The sequence below is a fragment of the Bradyrhizobium sp. 142 genome, from assembly GCF_023074015.1.
Lineage (GTDB): Bacteria > Pseudomonadota > Alphaproteobacteria > Rhizobiales > Xanthobacteraceae > Bradyrhizobium.
In genome coordinates, this window is record NZ_JADPKQ010000054.1 from 15,798 (window position 1) to 28,400 (window position 12,603).

23 protein-coding genes and 1 tRNA gene are annotated in these 12,603 nt (G+C 60.0%); 10 read left to right on the forward strand and 14 right to left on the reverse strand.

Annotated elements, in window-relative coordinates; genetic code table 11:
* Positions 1-10: 10 nt before the first annotated feature.
* From IVA82_RS06060 to IVA82_RS06070, 3 genes are all read right to left on the reverse strand, one after another.
* On the reverse strand, positions 11-574 hold the full coding sequence (locus tag IVA82_RS06060; RefSeq protein ID WP_247379931.1) for a hypothetical protein: 564 nt from the start codon (positions 572-574) through the stop codon (positions 11-13).
* A 132-nt stretch (positions 575-706) separates the two neighbouring features.
* Complete coding sequence (locus tag IVA82_RS06065; RefSeq protein WP_247379934.1) at positions 707-1,144, reverse strand: hypothetical protein; 438 nt, start codon at positions 1,142-1,144, stop codon at positions 707-709.
* A 7-nt stretch (positions 1,145-1,151) separates the two neighbouring features.
* Positions 1,152-1,397: a winged helix-turn-helix domain-containing protein gene (locus tag IVA82_RS06070; protein ID WP_247379954.1), complete on the reverse strand. Its 246-nt coding sequence runs from the start codon at positions 1,395-1,397 to the stop codon at positions 1,152-1,154.
* A gap of 456 nt (positions 1,398-1,853) precedes the next feature.
* On the opposite strand from IVA82_RS06070, the gene IVA82_RS06075 reads away from it, so the two are divergent.
* Both IVA82_RS06075 and IVA82_RS06080 read left to right on the forward strand, forming a co-directional pair.
* Positions 1,854-2,255, forward strand: coding sequence for a hypothetical protein (locus IVA82_RS06075; RefSeq protein ID WP_247379956.1), 402 nt, complete (start codon positions 1,854-1,856; stop codon positions 2,253-2,255).
* Complete coding sequence (locus IVA82_RS06080; RefSeq protein ID WP_247379959.1) at positions 2,252-2,458, forward strand: hypothetical protein; 207 nt, start codon at positions 2,252-2,254, stop codon at positions 2,456-2,458. The genes IVA82_RS06075 and IVA82_RS06080 overlap by 4 nt, the downstream gene beginning before the upstream one ends.
* A gap of 290 nt (positions 2,459-2,748) precedes the next feature.
* Here IVA82_RS06080 and IVA82_RS06085 read toward each other — a convergent pair whose 3' ends face one another.
* Positions 2,749-3,336, reverse strand: a complete 588-nt coding sequence (locus tag IVA82_RS06085; RefSeq protein ID WP_247379962.1) for a hypothetical protein — start codon at positions 3,334-3,336, stop codon at positions 2,749-2,751.
* Between the two features lie 398 nt (positions 3,337-3,734).
* A complete protein-coding gene (locus IVA82_RS06090) occupies positions 3,735-3,980 on the reverse strand; it encodes a hypothetical protein (RefSeq protein WP_247379965.1) in 246 nt (81 codons plus the stop codon).
* A 101-nt stretch (positions 3,981-4,081) separates the two neighbouring features.
* Here IVA82_RS06090 and IVA82_RS48485 point away from each other — a divergent pair, with 101 nt between their 5' ends.
* Positions 4,082-4,216, forward strand: a complete 135-nt coding sequence (locus IVA82_RS48485; protein ID WP_256469623.1) for a hypothetical protein — start codon at positions 4,082-4,084, stop codon at positions 4,214-4,216.
* 311 nt (positions 4,217-4,527) lie between these two features.
* Here IVA82_RS48485 and IVA82_RS06095 read toward each other — a convergent pair.
* The 3 genes from IVA82_RS06095 to IVA82_RS06105 all read right to left on the reverse strand — a co-directional run bounded on the left by IVA82_RS06095 (position 4,528) and on the right by IVA82_RS06105 (position 6,916).
* Positions 4,528-4,604: transfer RNA gene (locus IVA82_RS06095), tRNA-Pro, on the reverse strand.
* Between the two features lie 722 nt (positions 4,605-5,326).
* Positions 5,327-5,956, reverse strand: coding sequence for a cold-shock protein (locus tag IVA82_RS06100; protein WP_247379968.1), 630 nt, complete (start codon positions 5,954-5,956; stop codon positions 5,327-5,329).
* A gap of 198 nt (positions 5,957-6,154) precedes the next feature.
* Entirely contained in the window at positions 6,155-6,916 is a 762-nt protein-coding gene (locus IVA82_RS06105) for a Sir2 family NAD-dependent protein deacetylase (protein ID WP_247379971.1), read from the reverse strand.
* 348 nt (positions 6,917-7,264) lie between these two features.
* Here IVA82_RS06105 and IVA82_RS06110 point away from each other — a divergent pair, with 348 nt between their 5' ends.
* Positions 7,265-7,429, forward strand: coding sequence for a hypothetical protein (locus IVA82_RS06110; protein ID WP_187435704.1), 165 nt, complete (start codon positions 7,265-7,267; stop codon positions 7,427-7,429).
* A gap of 72 nt (positions 7,430-7,501) precedes the next feature.
* Here IVA82_RS06110 and IVA82_RS06115 read toward each other — a convergent pair whose 3' ends face one another.
* Positions 7,502-7,780, reverse strand: coding sequence for a hypothetical protein (locus IVA82_RS06115; protein WP_247380035.1), 279 nt, complete (start codon positions 7,778-7,780; stop codon positions 7,502-7,504).
* Positions 7,781-8,082: 302 nt separating this feature from the next.
* Here IVA82_RS06115 and IVA82_RS06120 point away from each other — a divergent pair, with 302 nt between their 5' ends.
* Both IVA82_RS06120 and IVA82_RS48490 read left to right on the forward strand, forming a co-directional pair.
* Positions 8,083-8,313 carry a hypothetical protein gene (locus IVA82_RS06120; protein WP_247379974.1) on the forward strand — a complete coding sequence of 77 codons (231 nt, stop codon included), beginning with the start codon at positions 8,083-8,085 and terminating at the stop codon, positions 8,311-8,313.
* Between the two features lie 103 nt (positions 8,314-8,416).
* The gene (locus tag IVA82_RS48490) at positions 8,417-8,542 is read left to right on the forward strand and encodes a hypothetical protein (protein WP_256469624.1); all 126 of its coding nucleotides are present in this window, start codon (positions 8,417-8,419) and stop codon (positions 8,540-8,542) included.
* On the opposite strand, the gene IVA82_RS06125 is transcribed toward IVA82_RS48490, so the two are convergent.
* Positions 8,539-8,736, reverse strand: a complete 198-nt coding sequence (locus IVA82_RS06125; RefSeq protein ID WP_247379993.1) for a hypothetical protein — start codon at positions 8,734-8,736, stop codon at positions 8,539-8,541. The genes IVA82_RS48490 and IVA82_RS06125 overlap by 4 nt on opposite strands.
* A 368-nt stretch (positions 8,737-9,104) precedes the next feature.
* On the opposite strand from IVA82_RS06125, the gene IVA82_RS06130 reads away from it, so the two are divergent.
* Positions 9,105-9,542, forward strand: a complete 438-nt coding sequence (locus IVA82_RS06130) for a hypothetical protein (protein WP_247379998.1) — start codon at positions 9,105-9,107, stop codon at positions 9,540-9,542.
* Between the two features lie 51 nt (positions 9,543-9,593).
* Here IVA82_RS06130 and IVA82_RS06135 read toward each other — a convergent pair whose 3' ends face one another.
* From IVA82_RS06135 to IVA82_RS06150, 4 genes are all read right to left on the reverse strand, one after another.
* Complete coding sequence (locus IVA82_RS06135) at positions 9,594-9,734, reverse strand: hypothetical protein (protein WP_247380001.1); 141 nt, start codon at positions 9,732-9,734, stop codon at positions 9,594-9,596.
* Positions 9,735-10,152: 418 nt separating this feature from the next.
* Complete coding sequence (locus tag IVA82_RS06140; RefSeq protein WP_247380004.1) at positions 10,153-10,449, reverse strand: HU family DNA-binding protein; 297 nt, start codon at positions 10,447-10,449, stop codon at positions 10,153-10,155.
* Positions 10,450-10,708: 259 nt separating this feature from the next.
* Entirely contained in the window at positions 10,709-10,936 is a 228-nt protein-coding gene (locus IVA82_RS06145; RefSeq protein ID WP_247380023.1) for a hypothetical protein, read from the reverse strand.
* On the reverse strand, positions 10,930-11,163 hold the full coding sequence (locus IVA82_RS06150; RefSeq protein WP_247380024.1) for a hypothetical protein: 234 nt from the start codon (positions 11,161-11,163) through the stop codon (positions 10,930-10,932). Before IVA82_RS06150 ends, IVA82_RS06145 begins: the two co-directional genes overlap by 7 nt.
* A 225-nt stretch (positions 11,164-11,388) precedes the next feature.
* On the opposite strand from IVA82_RS06150, the gene IVA82_RS06155 reads away from it, so the two are divergent.
* The 3 genes from IVA82_RS06155 to IVA82_RS06165 all read left to right on the forward strand — a co-directional run bounded on the left by IVA82_RS06155 (position 11,389) and on the right by IVA82_RS06165 (position 12,479).
* A complete protein-coding gene (locus tag IVA82_RS06155; protein ID WP_247380027.1) occupies positions 11,389-11,559 on the forward strand; it encodes a hypothetical protein in 171 nt (56 codons plus the stop codon).
* A gap of 148 nt (positions 11,560-11,707) precedes the next feature.
* Positions 11,708-11,989 carry a hypothetical protein gene (locus tag IVA82_RS06160; RefSeq protein ID WP_247493188.1) on the forward strand — a complete coding sequence of 94 codons (282 nt, stop codon included), beginning with the start codon at positions 11,708-11,710 and terminating at the stop codon, positions 11,987-11,989.
* A gap of 187 nt (positions 11,990-12,176) precedes the next feature.
* Positions 12,177-12,479 (forward strand): hypothetical protein, encoded by a 303-nt coding sequence (locus IVA82_RS06165; protein WP_247380032.1) that lies wholly within the window; start codon positions 12,177-12,179, stop codon positions 12,477-12,479.
* Positions 12,480-12,603 lie beyond the last annotated feature (124 nt).

A 12,603-nucleotide genomic window follows, 5' to 3' on the forward strand; every position in this document is an offset into this window, starting at 1 on the left:
AGCGGCCGAGTCACGGCATGTTGTTTGGCATAGGGTTTTCGAAGCCAGGAACGGGAGTCATCGGACCATGTCCGAGAGACGTCCATTCCGGCCTGTGTTGCAGAGTTTCCTCTCGTAGGATTTGCGGGAGATCGCCGATTAAAAACCGAGGGCCGGTCTCCACCTCATGGAGGTAACGCATGTCGACGAAGCCCGTACCGCCGTTTCTCAGAGACCAGTCAAGATCGGTCGGGATGCTCTCACCACTTATCTTCTTCAGCGCTTCATAGATGCGCTTTCGCTCAGGGCTCGAGACCCACTCATTCCATTTTTGCTCGACGCGTCTTTGCGATTGCGATTCCAGCTTCTTGAATAACGGGTGCAGGTCGTGACCATGCTCAAGTCGGGCGCTTTGAATGAGGATCAGACACTTTAGATAGAGTTCGGAGGCGAACGCCGAAAGAACCAGGGCAGGACTGGCAACAGCGACCGCAACGCGCTGGTCTTGGCTGCCGCGCAGAACCAGATCTGCAATGCGAAAACGCTCCGCGTTCATGAAAACCTTGAGCGGATCAGGGGTTTTGCGAGCCTTCACAGCCTCAGCTCGGCGATCATGTCGGTTCTTTGACATTGCTGTCGTTTGTGCCCGCAACCTGGGGCGCGCGCAAGTTCGCTCCCCCAAACTCTCCGGTGGATTGCCATCGTTGATCCTTCGACCCGCCGCGACTCAGGTGCCTGAGGCTTTTTGTGCTGGGGGCCTCAATCGACGCTTTGGAGGCTTTTTCGGTGGTCTCGGTCCCAAGACGCTTGCAATGGCCAACTCGCCGAGGAGCTTAGCCTCCAGCGAAACCGGCTTCGGCGACCGTTTCCTTTGCTCTGCCGCCTCGCGCACTGCGACAAGGTGATCGTAGTCGCCGACCTTCGCCATGAGCCCTGGCAGCTTGCCTTTCGAGATAATGCTTGGACCAAGTCGGGTCGCTTCGAGTAGCCGCAGATGCACGACGATCCTTTCGATATCTGGCGGCTCGAATTTGAATCGATTTCCCATCCGCAAGTAAAACGGTATGCCGTTCGTGTCGACTGGGTTTTCGACCAGCCAATATTTCAACCACTGCTGAGAGACGCTCAATGCAGCGGCCGCTTGCTTGATCGTGAGCAAGGCCATGAGCCCGTCACCGAGTCAGCTTCGACGGGTCGGGCAGCCCGTTGTGCTTGTCGAGCCACGCTTTGACGGCCGGCCAATAGCGCCTTGCTCCGAACAGGGTCTGCTTTCGCGGAAAGCCATATTTGCTTTCGAGGCCCGGTAGCATCGGGCGGAAGACCTTTTCTGGCACGCCAAGGCGACGGATCAGTTCGGCGTCGGTCAGGAAGAGTTTGTCTCTCTCGCGATCGAGTGTTTGAGGTGATGGCGTCGTCATGGGGGTCTCCCGAGGGGACCATGAAGCTGTCGCCTCCGGCCGGCCCTGACGAATCCAAATCGGTCTCCATCCCCACAATCCACCGTGCTGCGGGCGCGCCGAGGCGCCCCGAAAGGGGATAGACAAAATTCACCAAATCAGTTGATGATGTCCGTGGGCTTGAACACCCGGACTAGAATAGGCGTGCAACCGATTGGCGTCGGAAGCGTGCCGAATGCATGGACCCTTGGCGGGGTCTGATGCTGGATGCACCTTGGCGGGTGCACCGACCTGGCCATTATGGCCGGGAGGGGTGCGCTATGTCCAGAGCGAAAGCTTAAAGGCCATCCGCCTGTTTCTAGCAGGTGTTCAACTCCCGGCTGCCGGTCCGTCACCGGCATCGGCCTTGAACAGCCAATCTAGAAAGCCACCACCATGACCATCGAAAGATCCATGTTTCCGCCGCGAGCGGAGTCCGTGGATTCGTTTTCGTCCAAACCTGCCACCGGACAGCCTGAAACGGGAGAACGCACCAGCGACTCTCTCAGGCCCGTTCCGAGCCAGTCCAACGTCGTCACGTTCCCGGGCAAGCTGCCGGCATCGAACGTCCGCGAGCTGCGCAATCCTACGCCCGAGGGCTATGAGCCGCGCACGACCCGGCGCCAGCTCGCCAGCCGCAAGCGCAACCTGCTTCGGCATCCTTGCAACCGAGTGTCCCTTGCTGTGACCATCGCGGGGCGGATCCAGAGAGGCGAGGAGATCGGCTGTTGGGGGAGTGACCCGATTACCGAGCTGCGCAAAGGCGCTGCGGCAGCCCGCGAGCTCGCGCTTGCCCTTGAGATCATCGCCGAGGAGTTCGCTCTGGAGGCGCGGAAATGAGCAACGTCGTCGAGTTTCATCTCCCCGATCGCTTCGAGAACGAGGCGGACATCACAGACATCGTTCTGCTGACGGATTTGCTCGTTGTGATGTTGGCGCAACCTGACGCGGATACGGCCATTGATGGGATGCACCGCGTCATGCAGATCATCTCGGACCGCGCCCATGATCTCCGGGCCCGTCTCCTGGAGCGGCAGTCATGAAGCGCCGGCGCCGACTACACAGGAAGCGCGACCGGCAATGGACCACGCCAGAAGGCTGAGGCGGTAGCAACGAGGCGCGGGACCCAGGCCCCGCGCTCAGCGCATGAACGACGAGGCGAGAACAACTAGGCGGCCATTTTCTTCGGAGGCTTCTTTTTCGGAGGTTTCTTCTTTGGAGCCGGCCGAACACCGGGGCCTTTCTTCGCGACAGCCCTTCTTTTTTTGGCCGATCGTCTAGTGGACTTCTTGGCCTTTCTCGCCTTCCCAAATCTCGGCATTGATTTCCCTCCTCAAGATTTGAAGCAACTCAAGAACCTTTGCCACAGAGAAATCGGTTCGCTCTCCAGTCGATATTCATACCCATCACGAGCAATGAAGTGTCGGAATAATCGGTGGCAGAACGGCACACGAAGTCTGTTTTCCCTCTTGATTTCCGGATCACTAGTAGTTGCATCCAAAGCAGCATTATAAGCTAACGCGTCTAACGCGCGCATCGGCATTGGTTCTTCGCCGGCGATCGTGTGAAGTTTTGAGTTCCATTTTGCTGGATTAACCTCTAACTCCAGTTCGATGTCGGCCAGTATATCGTAGTATTTGCGCTGAAGAAATTCGTGGGTGCGGGCTTTCGAACCGAAATCGAAAGTCAATTGGGCCGTCGCAAAAATTAGAACACCGAATTCGAGCCATAATTCTTCGACGTGAAAAAGCTTAGAGGCCTTTCCTGCAACGCCCGCCCCAAGAATTATGACGACGAAATTGAAGAGCCGATTTAGCGTGTCGTAGTATTCTCGACGCGCCGTATGGTAGATGGAATTGCGAAGCGCGTTGAACCTCGGACCATCATTGGTTTCACTCGGACCATCATTGATTTCAGTCATCGCCTGTCTTTAGCCCTTTTGGGACGGGACGAGGAAGGTTGAGGTGAAGGCGCCGGCCTTACCCCGAAGTGGGCGGGCGCAGTCGTTGAGCGCTCGTCGCCTTTATCATGCAATGTTTTGGACGCGCCCGACTCCGGTTTGCTCGATTTTGATTTAGCTTCCTCGTATTGGGCGTGTGCATTGCTTGCAGCGATCGTCAGAGCCACGGCAAAGACAAGCCTTTTCATTTCCGATCCCTCCGCTGAGCGCAGTCCGCCTCAGCTTTCATCCCTTCTTAGGGGATGGTGAGGATGGCGGTGACGACGGTGCCGGCCGTACGGGCGGATGACCCTTCGGGCCGGGGCGGCTAGGAGCCGGAGCCACCCCGGCGTGTTTTGTTTCGCGATCGTTCGCCATGCTCAATACCGCGGGCGGTGCATGCCGACTGATCCGGTGGAGGGATTGACGTTGCCGGTAGCCGTGAAGTTGTCGCGCTGAGTGCTGTTCGGGTTAGTCGCTACATAGGGCTGCACATAGGTGCCGTGGGTGTTGGTATAGCCCGACGATGTGTGTGTGCTCGGGTTCGAGCCGGTGCCACTGAGATATTGCGCCTGGGCAGCGGTTGCGAATAGAGAAAGAGCCGCTACGAAAATCAAATGCTTCATTCCAATCCATCCCCCAAAAAGTTTATAGGATTTCGCACGCAACCATAGCGCGATGAGGGAGTCCAGCCGCAATTATATCCGGCCAACTACGGGGAGCCGCGATGCCTCTTGACCAGCACGTCGCCACGGGGAGTCTGATCGGCCGCATGGGGCGATATCAGCAGGACATCGACGAGCTCGCGCGCATGGAGCGCACATGCCTGGAGCTGGCGGAGGAAAGCGCCGTGCCCCCTTGAGCGCGCCGGCTGCCGGACATGGCGGCGAAGTATCAGGCAGCAATCCAACAAGCACAAAACTCACCGCGTGAGGTGCTCACGGGCGAGGATCAGGTCGGCGCCTTGTCCGGTGATCCGGGGGCATCTGCGGTCTTGCCCATTGATGGGGACCGGTCTCGGTTCGGGGTGCACGTCCTTGCAGGCTATGACTTGTCCGAACGACGCAGAGCCTACCACCTTGTCTCGATTTTCACAATCTTCCCATGGGCTTCCCACCTCGATTTTCTGGGAAGTTCGGCGGGCTAATTCGGGCCGTAAGTGCTTGAAAAGATTGGTCGGGGCAGCTGGATTCGAACCAACGACCTGCAGTACCCAAAACTGCCGCGCTACCAGGCTGCGCTATACCCCGAATGTCCGGTGAGCCCTGTCGATACACGCTTCCCAAGGCGCCAGCAAGCTTCCCAAGCCGCCCGCAAGGCGGCAATAATTCCGCCGATCGACCCCATTTGCTGCCGAACAGCGGGTGGCCGACCCGGTCGCCGGGACGGATGCCGTATTTCTGCGCCGTTCCCGCCGGCACCTCCAGGACGCCCTTGGCGAGACCATGTGACGAGATGATCTTGGTCGACATCGGCTCGGTATTTTCCGCGATGCGCAGGATGCGGCCGTCGGCGCGAATGAAGATCATGTCGAGCGAGATGTAGGTGTTCTTCATCCACATCGACACTTCCTGCTCCGGGCTGAAGTCGAACAGCATGCCCTTGCCGTCCGCCAGCTCCTTGCGGTGCATCAGGCCGGTCTGCTTCTCCTGCTCCGTCGTCGCCATCTCGACCGAGAATACCTGAACGCCGTTCTTGGTGACGATCTCCAGCGTCTGAAGGCTGGCGGCGCCGGCGGGCGCGCTCGCAACGGCAAAGGCAGCGGCAATGACGAGGATGGCGGCAAGCCAGCTCCGGCTAAGGAACCAGGCGGCCTTTCGATCAGAACTCATGGAGGGGCACTCGGACAGCAAGCATGGCCTGACGGCGTGGGACTGCGACAATCCTTACGCGGCGATCACCGCAAAAGCCAGATGGGGCGCGCGGCCCCGGCAGCGCGCCTCTGCTCACGATTGCGGGAATGGGCAACGCCTTAGTGCGAAGAAACCGGCGACCCGGACTCGGGATGAATCTCGGCGGCCATCATGCCCTTGGAGCCGGGCCCAAAGCGGACCAGGACGTACTGGCCGGGCCGCAGCTCGGTCATGCCGAAGCGGCGCAGCGTCTCCATGTGCACGAAGATGTCGGGGGTGCCTTCGCCGCAGGTGAGGAAGCCGAAGCCACGCAGCCGGTTGAACCATTTGACCTGGGCCCGCTCGAGCCCGCTGGTCGCGGTCACCGTGACGTGGGTGCGCGGCGGCAGCATCTGCGCCGGATGGATCGCGGTCGACTCGTCCATCGAGACCACGCGGAACGCCTGGTAGCCCTTGGCGCGCTGGATGCACTCGACGACGATGCGGGCGCCCTCGTACGCGGTCTGGAAGCCGTCGCGCCTCAGCACGGTGACGTGCAGGAGCACGTCCGGCCAGCCATTGTCGGGAACGATGAAGCCGTAGCCCTTGGAGGCGTCGAACCATTTGATGACACCGTGCACCTCGACGAGGTTGGCGGCGGCCTCGCCCAGCCCAGTGAAGGGACTGAGCGCGCTGTCGCGGCCGGCGCCGTGTTCGCCCACCGCGGTAACTCCAACCTTCTTGGACTCAAATCCGTCCGACGACCCCATAACCCCGGACCCCACACTGCCATGCAACCCGCCTGAGTGGCGGCGCCGAATCACGCGTCTTTCGAGAATCATCTCAGCTGGACGCGACGCGAATCTTTCGAATCAAAAGATAACACTCTCGGTTGAGAGGCATAGACAAAAAAGAGATTCGCCGGAACCTATGAACAGCTTGCACAGGCGCGAATCAAAATCGACGCCTCAATTGCCGACGAACGGCCCGAGCGTTTCGCCGATGTCATGGCGGATCACGAGGTCGGCGATGTCGTCCTGCTCGGTCGGCTCGCGATTGATGATGACCAAACGAGCACCGGCGTTCTTCGCCATCATCGGAAAGCCGGCCGCAGGCCATACGACGAGTGAGGAACCGATCGCGATGAAGAGGTCGCAATGCTGCGACACCTCGGTTGCGCGCTGCATTTCGCCGTCGGGCATCGCCTGGCCGAACGAAATGGTGGCGGTTTTCACCGGCGCATCGCAGACGGTGCAGTCGGGGGCGGCGCCATCCTGGTCGAACCGGCGCTTCACCCAGTCGAGCTGATAGGTCTGCCCACATCCGATGCAGCGCGCATAAGTTGTGTTGCCGTGAAGCTCAATCACGTGCCCGGCGGCGAAGCCCGAGACCTGATGCAGATTGTCGATGTTCTGGGTGATGACAGCGGGAACCTTGCCGGCGCGGTAGAGCGAGGCCAGCGCGCGATGGCCGCGGCCGGGCTTTGCCGCCGCAAAGGTCTCGTCCATCGCAAAGCGGCGGCGCCAGGACTCGTCCCGCGCGTCCTGGCTGGCGACGAATTCGTCGAACGGGATCGGACGGCTGCGAGTCCACAGCCCGCCCGGCGAGCGGAAATCCGGGATGCCGCATTCCGTCGAAATGCCGGCGCCGGTGAACGGCACGATGGTCCTGGCTTGGGCGATCATGTCGCCGAGCCGTTCGACGCCGCTGCGAAGATCCGATGCAATCATGGGCAAGCGATCATGGGGCAAGCGATCATGGGTGAGTGATCCGTAGTCAAGTCATCCGTAGGCCCGAGCACCGCTCTATAGCATGCCGCAGCCGGATGTTGCCGTCATCATCTCAATGGACGCCTTGTGCGTCACGCGCGCTGATTTGCTTTTGGGGCTAGCCGCAAACGAAACGCGAACGGCAATTTTTCCGCCGTTCGCTTATCACAATCCTGCAATGCCTCCTCCCCATTGACGCCCCAATCAGAAGCGCCAATGCATGTCTTCGAATGCGACTCAGGTGCGATGCGGCGGCGCTGCTTGAGTTCAGCTATGAACGCAGTTCAAGTGCGAACAGAGGGGATGGACATGACCGAAGACGAAGAACGCAAAGCCCGCGAACGCGACGAGATCGCCGCACGTGTCGCCGCCTTCCGCGCCACCCAGGAAAAATTCAAGCGCGAGCGTGAAGAATATTGCGTCTCGACGCTTGAGAATGCCCGCAAGGTCGAACGGCCCTCGCTCTGGCCGTAGACCATCGCGCAAGGAACTTTCATGAAAAAAGCCCGGAGCATCGCTCCGGGCTTTTCGCTTGTGACCGGCTACTTACCAGTGACGGTAGTAGTGGTGGCGGCGGTGGCCATAGTAGTACGGGCCGCCGCCATAATAGGCGTAAGGGCCAGGTCCGTAATAATAAGCCGGGCCATCGTAATAGCCGTAGCCATACGGATGGGACGCAGCCAGCGCGCCCGCGGTGATCGCGCCGGCGGCAAGACCGAATGCGAGGCCCGGACCGATGCCGCGACCGCGCGCCTCCGCAGGAGCGGCGACTGCAGTTACGCCCACCGCCGCAACGGTGGCCAGAACTGCGAGTGTTTTCTTCATCATGCATCTGCTCCTTCGTAGCTGGCGAAACAACGCCGGCTCTGTGCGATGGTTGCGCGCGCCATGGAGGAACCCCCGGGCGCGAAAAAAAGGGCGCGAAAAAACTTTGGCGCGAGCGGAACGAAATCGGCTCTCATGGATTAAAGTTAGCCTCCGCTATCCGGTAGAGGCCGCGCACGAAGCCCCGTCAGTATCCATCGTGATGCTGGCGGGGTTTGTTTCAGGAACACAAATGGCAGCACAGCCAACCGGCTGCCAATGGGGCGGGTGATCGAGGGAGGAAAGATCGCGAGGAGGAAAGATTGCCGATATCCGCTCTGCTCGCCCGCATCCGCCGGCTCGTTCCGAAGGCACGTAATCAGCATTACGAGGAGATCGTTCGCGGCATCAGCGTCGGCACCCTGCGCCCGCCGGCGACGCCGATGACCGACGGTGAGCTCGCACGCGCCATTGCCGAGTTCCTCAAGGAGCAGCCGTCCCCCAAATCCGTCGCGACGCTCGGCCGCCGGCTCGACCCCTCCTCCCCGCTCTGAACGTCCCCGCTCTGAACGGGAATTTTTTCGGAAATTTTCCCGGCGAGCGCGGAACATCTCTTTCGCGCGCACGTTGTGTCGACTTCGCGCAAGAGAGGCCGACATGCCCGTGTGGCTCGAAGTCCTGCTCAACTTGGCCGGTTATGCCGGTTTCGTCGCGCTCGCGAGCCGCGGTGAGTCGTGCTGCCACGCGGGTCCCGACGACCAGATCTACCGCGACGAGCGCTAATTCGCGCGCGGCGCCTGGCCGGCGGTGCGCACCAGCCGGTCGGCCTTGACCGCGACGCGCGTGTCTTCGGCCTGCGGCCGCAGCGAAAAGCTGATCACCACGAAGGCGAGGCAAAACAGCGCGCCGACAACAGCGACGCGCCGGTAGGTGTGCCGGTCGCCTTGATAAAACGACGGTCCTGAAAAAGGTGTCATGACAAAGCGGTTCTTTGGCAAAGTTTCTTGGGCAAAGTTTCTGGTTGTCGTTGCCAGACACCCTATCCCAATCCGCCGCAGCTGCAACGCGACTTCGCTTTTAACCTAACCGATTAGCGTTATCGGCTTCGCCGCAAGTTTTCGTTAGCAGGTTTGCGGAAGCAGCTCAGACCTCCGCGAGCCAATATGGCGCGTCGCGCGAAAGCCCAGGCGGTTATGGCAGTGCCGCTGACCAGCTTTGTTCCAGTTTCGACTCCATTTCGTTCTCGAAGAACGAATCGGAATCGAAGAAATCGGCGCGGAGCAACTCCTAACAATTGGTGTGCATCACAATTGGTGTGCATCGCGTGATGTGCGGGCACGATCACATGAAGTCAGCAAAGCATCGCGCCGAGGTGCCCGCGACAAGCGCGGCCCGCATCGGCATCGACAGGCGCAACTTGTTCTGCATCCGACTCCATTTCGTTCTCAAAGAACGAATCGGAATCGAGAAAACCAGCACTGCGCGTTTGCTAACGATCGATGAAAGTTTGGTCTGTCATTTCGCCGGCGGCAGGAATTTCGAGACGACCGCAAACACGATGACGATCTCGCGGCACGGCTCGCACCAGAAAGTGTTGGTCGACTTCGCCGTCATCGGCTTGGCGCATCGCGGGCATGTCATGCACGGCGAACGTTCACTGCAAAAGCTGGTTCCTAAACGACCGGAGGCAAAGGTCCGAGGCCACCCTGCCAGAGGACTGGCTTCCAATGGCAACGCAAGCGCGCCCCCTTGGGCGCACGCAAGCGAGTGCGGCCCGTTCTAATTCGAACGCGCGCCGGCGATGTCCGGCGCCCTTCTCAACCGGTGACGCTGCTCAAGCTGCCGATCGCTTGGCGCTGCCCTTCTCGGCGAAGCATTCGAGGATCTGGATGCGGAGTTCTTCTGCGGCCGGGCCCCGGACCTTCCTGAGCTGATTCCAGAGCCGGATCACTTCGCGCTGTTTCTCGATGGTCATGAATCACCTCCACGACACCAACTAGAACAAAATGGGAACAAATGTCCAGCGCGTTGTTGAACGGCTCAGGCGAACGCGGCGAGCCGCCCTAGCGATGTCCACAAGCTTCGCGTTGAACCTTCTGTGCACTGCGAAGACTCATGGAAGCTGGGGATTTCAGCGCCCAGTCAATATGGCAGCGCCGCCTGACGAACATATTCCGTCATCGCGGCGCTGTTGCTTTTTGGATTTTCAACTCTAAGTTAGAAATACGGCTGGCGGCCAGGCGCTGAAATCCCATTGCCGTCAGCTGGAGAGCCCCGTGCGAAAGCGCGGGGTTTTTCTCTTGGGATGCTCGCCGACTGGAACGTCCACGCCGGCGCCACGATCGAGTGCACTCTCGTCGCGACTGCTCGCCACGCAGCTCTCTGTCGTCGGATCAGACAGCGTCCTTGGCAACCTTCAGCGGCGATGCCTTGACCGACTTGCTGGCCGGCTTGGCCGCGAAATGCATCGGCTCTTTCGTGAACGGATTGACGCCCATGCGGGCTTCAGTCGCCGGCTTGTTCACCACCGACATTTTCGCAAAGCCGGGAATGACGAACTCACCGGACTCGTTCAGCTCCTTGTAGCCGACCGTCGCCATGTACTCGATGACCGACTTCACGTCGCTCTTTGCAACCTGCGTGCCCTCTGCAATCGCATCGATCAATTGGTTCTTGGTCATCTTCGCCATGTTCTGGAATCCTTTGAATGTGGTGCGCGAGAGCCACGATGTGGCTCTGCCCGGGACGCGGTAAAACTACGCAGCAGGCTGCTGTTCATACCAACGGTCATGAAAGTCACCGGGCTTAGAACCCATTGAGGCCCAAAACGCAAGCAGCAGTTGGCCGTGAGTTCCGCACAATAACTCGGCCCGCATCCCCCGAAGTCACGAAAGCCCAAGTAAAAATCGACGCGTTCGAAACAATCGCCGCAGCACGGATTTCCACAACTCAGGGCACGTGATCGCTCTTGCGCGATTCACCGATTGAAACCGGCTTGTTCAGAAAATACTCCCGATTGCCGGTGGCAGCCTCCGCGTATTGATCGATCGCCACGATGATGGCCTGCACGTGCGCGTAGCACCACCCTTCCCGCGTGGCTTTGCGTCGAACGTCTTCCAGCGCTTTCAGGAAGGGCGAAAGCTCGGGCTCGTCGTCGAACCAGCGCAGCGCTACCACTTGCGGCCTCCAAGGGCCTTGCCCTGGTTGTGATGCGGCTGGCTCTTCTTCAAGGCATCCCGTTGCGCACAGAGATCGTCGATCCTGGCCTGCATCCGGCTCAGCAATGCTTCGTCCGAGGCCGTGCCGATGCCCGCCCGTTGCAGCCCGAGAATCTCCTTGCGTTGGCGCCCCACCTGGATGCGCATCTGTTCGATCTCCCCCCTAATGAAGTCGAGGTCCGGCATGTTCAGCTCCCGTTACGTCCCAGCGAATTAGAACAAAAAGAGAACAACGAGGCAAGCCGCTAGGCCTAGGCGGAACCCGGGCGTTGCAGACAAATTATGGATTCAGCGACGAGAGGCCATGACGCCGCCGATGGGACAAGAGGCACACCTCAAAGCGCGCGAGCCCGCGGCAGGGGTTCTCTTTTGGCAGCATTCCCTGCATAGTGCGGCATGGCTAAAACAAAAGTGACCTTCAAGACCGTCCGGCTTTCAGACAGCGACTGGAAGATTCTTGCGGACTACCCGGACGCCGAACAGCGCGAAATCACCGGCTTCGCCAGCAAGGCCGACGCCGACGACTGGATCAACGGCGACCGCAAGATCGCCTGGCTCCGCTCCCAGGGCTACGCCAAGTGACGGAGTAGTGACGCGCTGGTTTTGACGCGCTAGCTTTCGAGCGCATCGCGCTTATAGCCTCGCCCAGGCCTGGTCCCTGCTCCACTCCAAATCTTCTCATCATCGCCGGTAGGCCACGCTGCGGCGGGCTTTGACGTGCCAGAGCTGGTTGACGATCTCTGGCGTGCTCCATGACCCTGCCAGCACGCTGAGCAGCGTGATTGGCTTCACGGTATTCCCGCTGTTCTCAGGAGCCAAACCACCAGGCCGTAAAACCGATCACGATAAAGGTCAGGCCGACAATGGCTGTCGCGAATTCGGCGGCGTTTTCCAAACCGAAGAATTTGACGATGGCAGCGCCCGCGGCGCTGAGAAGCGTTTCCACGATCAGGCCAAGCAGACTTTGAAGCATGGCGATTGGTCGCGCCCGCCTTCGCCGGGGTTCAACTGACGCGCCAAGCTCACCTGCACTTTGCCTGGCGAAGGCAATCCCCGTCGCATATGACATCCCGATCGGTCTTGTCCCGCACGGTGAGTCACCCATCATGAAACTTGTGGTCCGGCCTGCGTTGTTGAGACTTCAGTAACCCAACGCCTCCAAGCTCCTCTTTAGTATCGTTGCGTTGGAGTACCCCACAGTGCTGGATTTTGACGAGCTGCGTGAACTCGCAGCTGATGTTCGCGTGTTTGTCGACGTCGCCGAAGACAAGGCTGAGGCGCTCAGAGCCGTCATCGCGGCCTATGACGTGGTGCTGGCGATCTTCCCGTCTGACGAGGGAATGGGCCTCCACGTCATCAAAGGCCGCGAGATCCTGGACAAGATTACAAAATCACGAAGCCATGCGATCTACAGCCACACGGCCATTGCGGTTCCTGACCTGCAACATGCACAAGCGCTCAAGCTCCTGACGGCGCCTGTTGAGCAGCGGATTGCGGCGTAGCTACAGGCGTCGGAGCTTGTACACTCGTGAGCGTCATGGGAGGATCACCGTGCCCGGCCTTGACTTGCGCGGAATGCTCTGGATTGCGCGGTCAGGGTGATTGACGCTGCCGTTGAGCGGTGAT

What these genes read in the sequence shown, in the direction of transcription:
- IVA82_RS06065 (WP_247379934.1), bottom strand. Translation starts at nt 1,144, where the DNA reads ATGGCCTTGCTCACGATCAAGCAAGCGGCCGCTGCATTGAGCGTCTCT.
- IVA82_RS06070 (WP_247379954.1), bottom strand. Translation starts at nt 1,397, where the DNA reads ATGACGACGCCATCACCTCAAACACTCGATCGCGAGAGAGACAAACTC.
- IVA82_RS06080 (WP_247379959.1), top strand. Translation starts at nt 2,252, where the DNA reads ATGAGCAACGTCGTCGAGTTTCATCTCCCCGATCGCTTCGAGAACGAG.
- IVA82_RS06085 (WP_247379962.1), bottom strand. Translation starts at nt 3,336, where the DNA reads ATGACTGAAATCAATGATGGTCCGAGTGAAACCAATGATGGTCCGAGG.
- IVA82_RS06090 (WP_247379965.1), bottom strand. Translation starts at nt 3,980, where the DNA reads ATGAAGCATTTGATTTTCGTAGCGGCTCTTTCTCTATTCGCAACCGCT.
- IVA82_RS48485 (WP_256469623.1), top strand. Translation starts at nt 4,082, where the DNA reads ATGCCTCTTGACCAGCACGTCGCCACGGGGAGTCTGATCGGCCGCATG.
- IVA82_RS06100 (WP_247379968.1), bottom strand. Translation starts at nt 5,956, where the DNA reads ATGGGGTCGTCGGACGGATTTGAGTCCAAGAAGGTTGGAGTTACCGCG.
- IVA82_RS06105 (WP_247379971.1), bottom strand. Translation starts at nt 6,916, where the DNA reads ATGATTGCATCGGATCTTCGCAGCGGCGTCGAACGGCTCGGCGACATG.
- IVA82_RS06110 (WP_187435704.1), top strand. Translation starts at nt 7,265, where the DNA reads ATGACCGAAGACGAAGAACGCAAAGCCCGCGAACGCGACGAGATCGCC.
- IVA82_RS06115 (WP_247380035.1), bottom strand. Translation starts at nt 7,780, where the DNA reads ATGAAGAAAACACTCGCAGTTCTGGCCACCGTTGCGGCGGTGGGCGTA.
- IVA82_RS48490 (WP_256469624.1), top strand. Translation starts at nt 8,417, where the DNA reads ATGCCCGTGTGGCTCGAAGTCCTGCTCAACTTGGCCGGTTATGCCGGT.
- IVA82_RS06125 (WP_247379993.1), bottom strand. Translation starts at nt 8,736, where the DNA reads ATGACACCTTTTTCAGGACCGTCGTTTTATCAAGGCGACCGGCACACC.
- IVA82_RS06130 (WP_247379998.1), top strand. Translation starts at nt 9,105, where the DNA reads ATGAAGTCAGCAAAGCATCGCGCCGAGGTGCCCGCGACAAGCGCGGCC.
- IVA82_RS06135 (WP_247380001.1), bottom strand. Translation starts at nt 9,734, where the DNA reads ATGACCATCGAGAAACAGCGCGAAGTGATCCGGCTCTGGAATCAGCTC.
- IVA82_RS06140 (WP_247380004.1), bottom strand. Translation starts at nt 10,449, where the DNA reads ATGGCGAAGATGACCAAGAACCAATTGATCGATGCGATTGCAGAGGGC.
- IVA82_RS06150 (WP_247380024.1), bottom strand. Translation starts at nt 11,163, where the DNA reads ATGCCGGACCTCGACTTCATTAGGGGGGAGATCGAACAGATGCGCATC.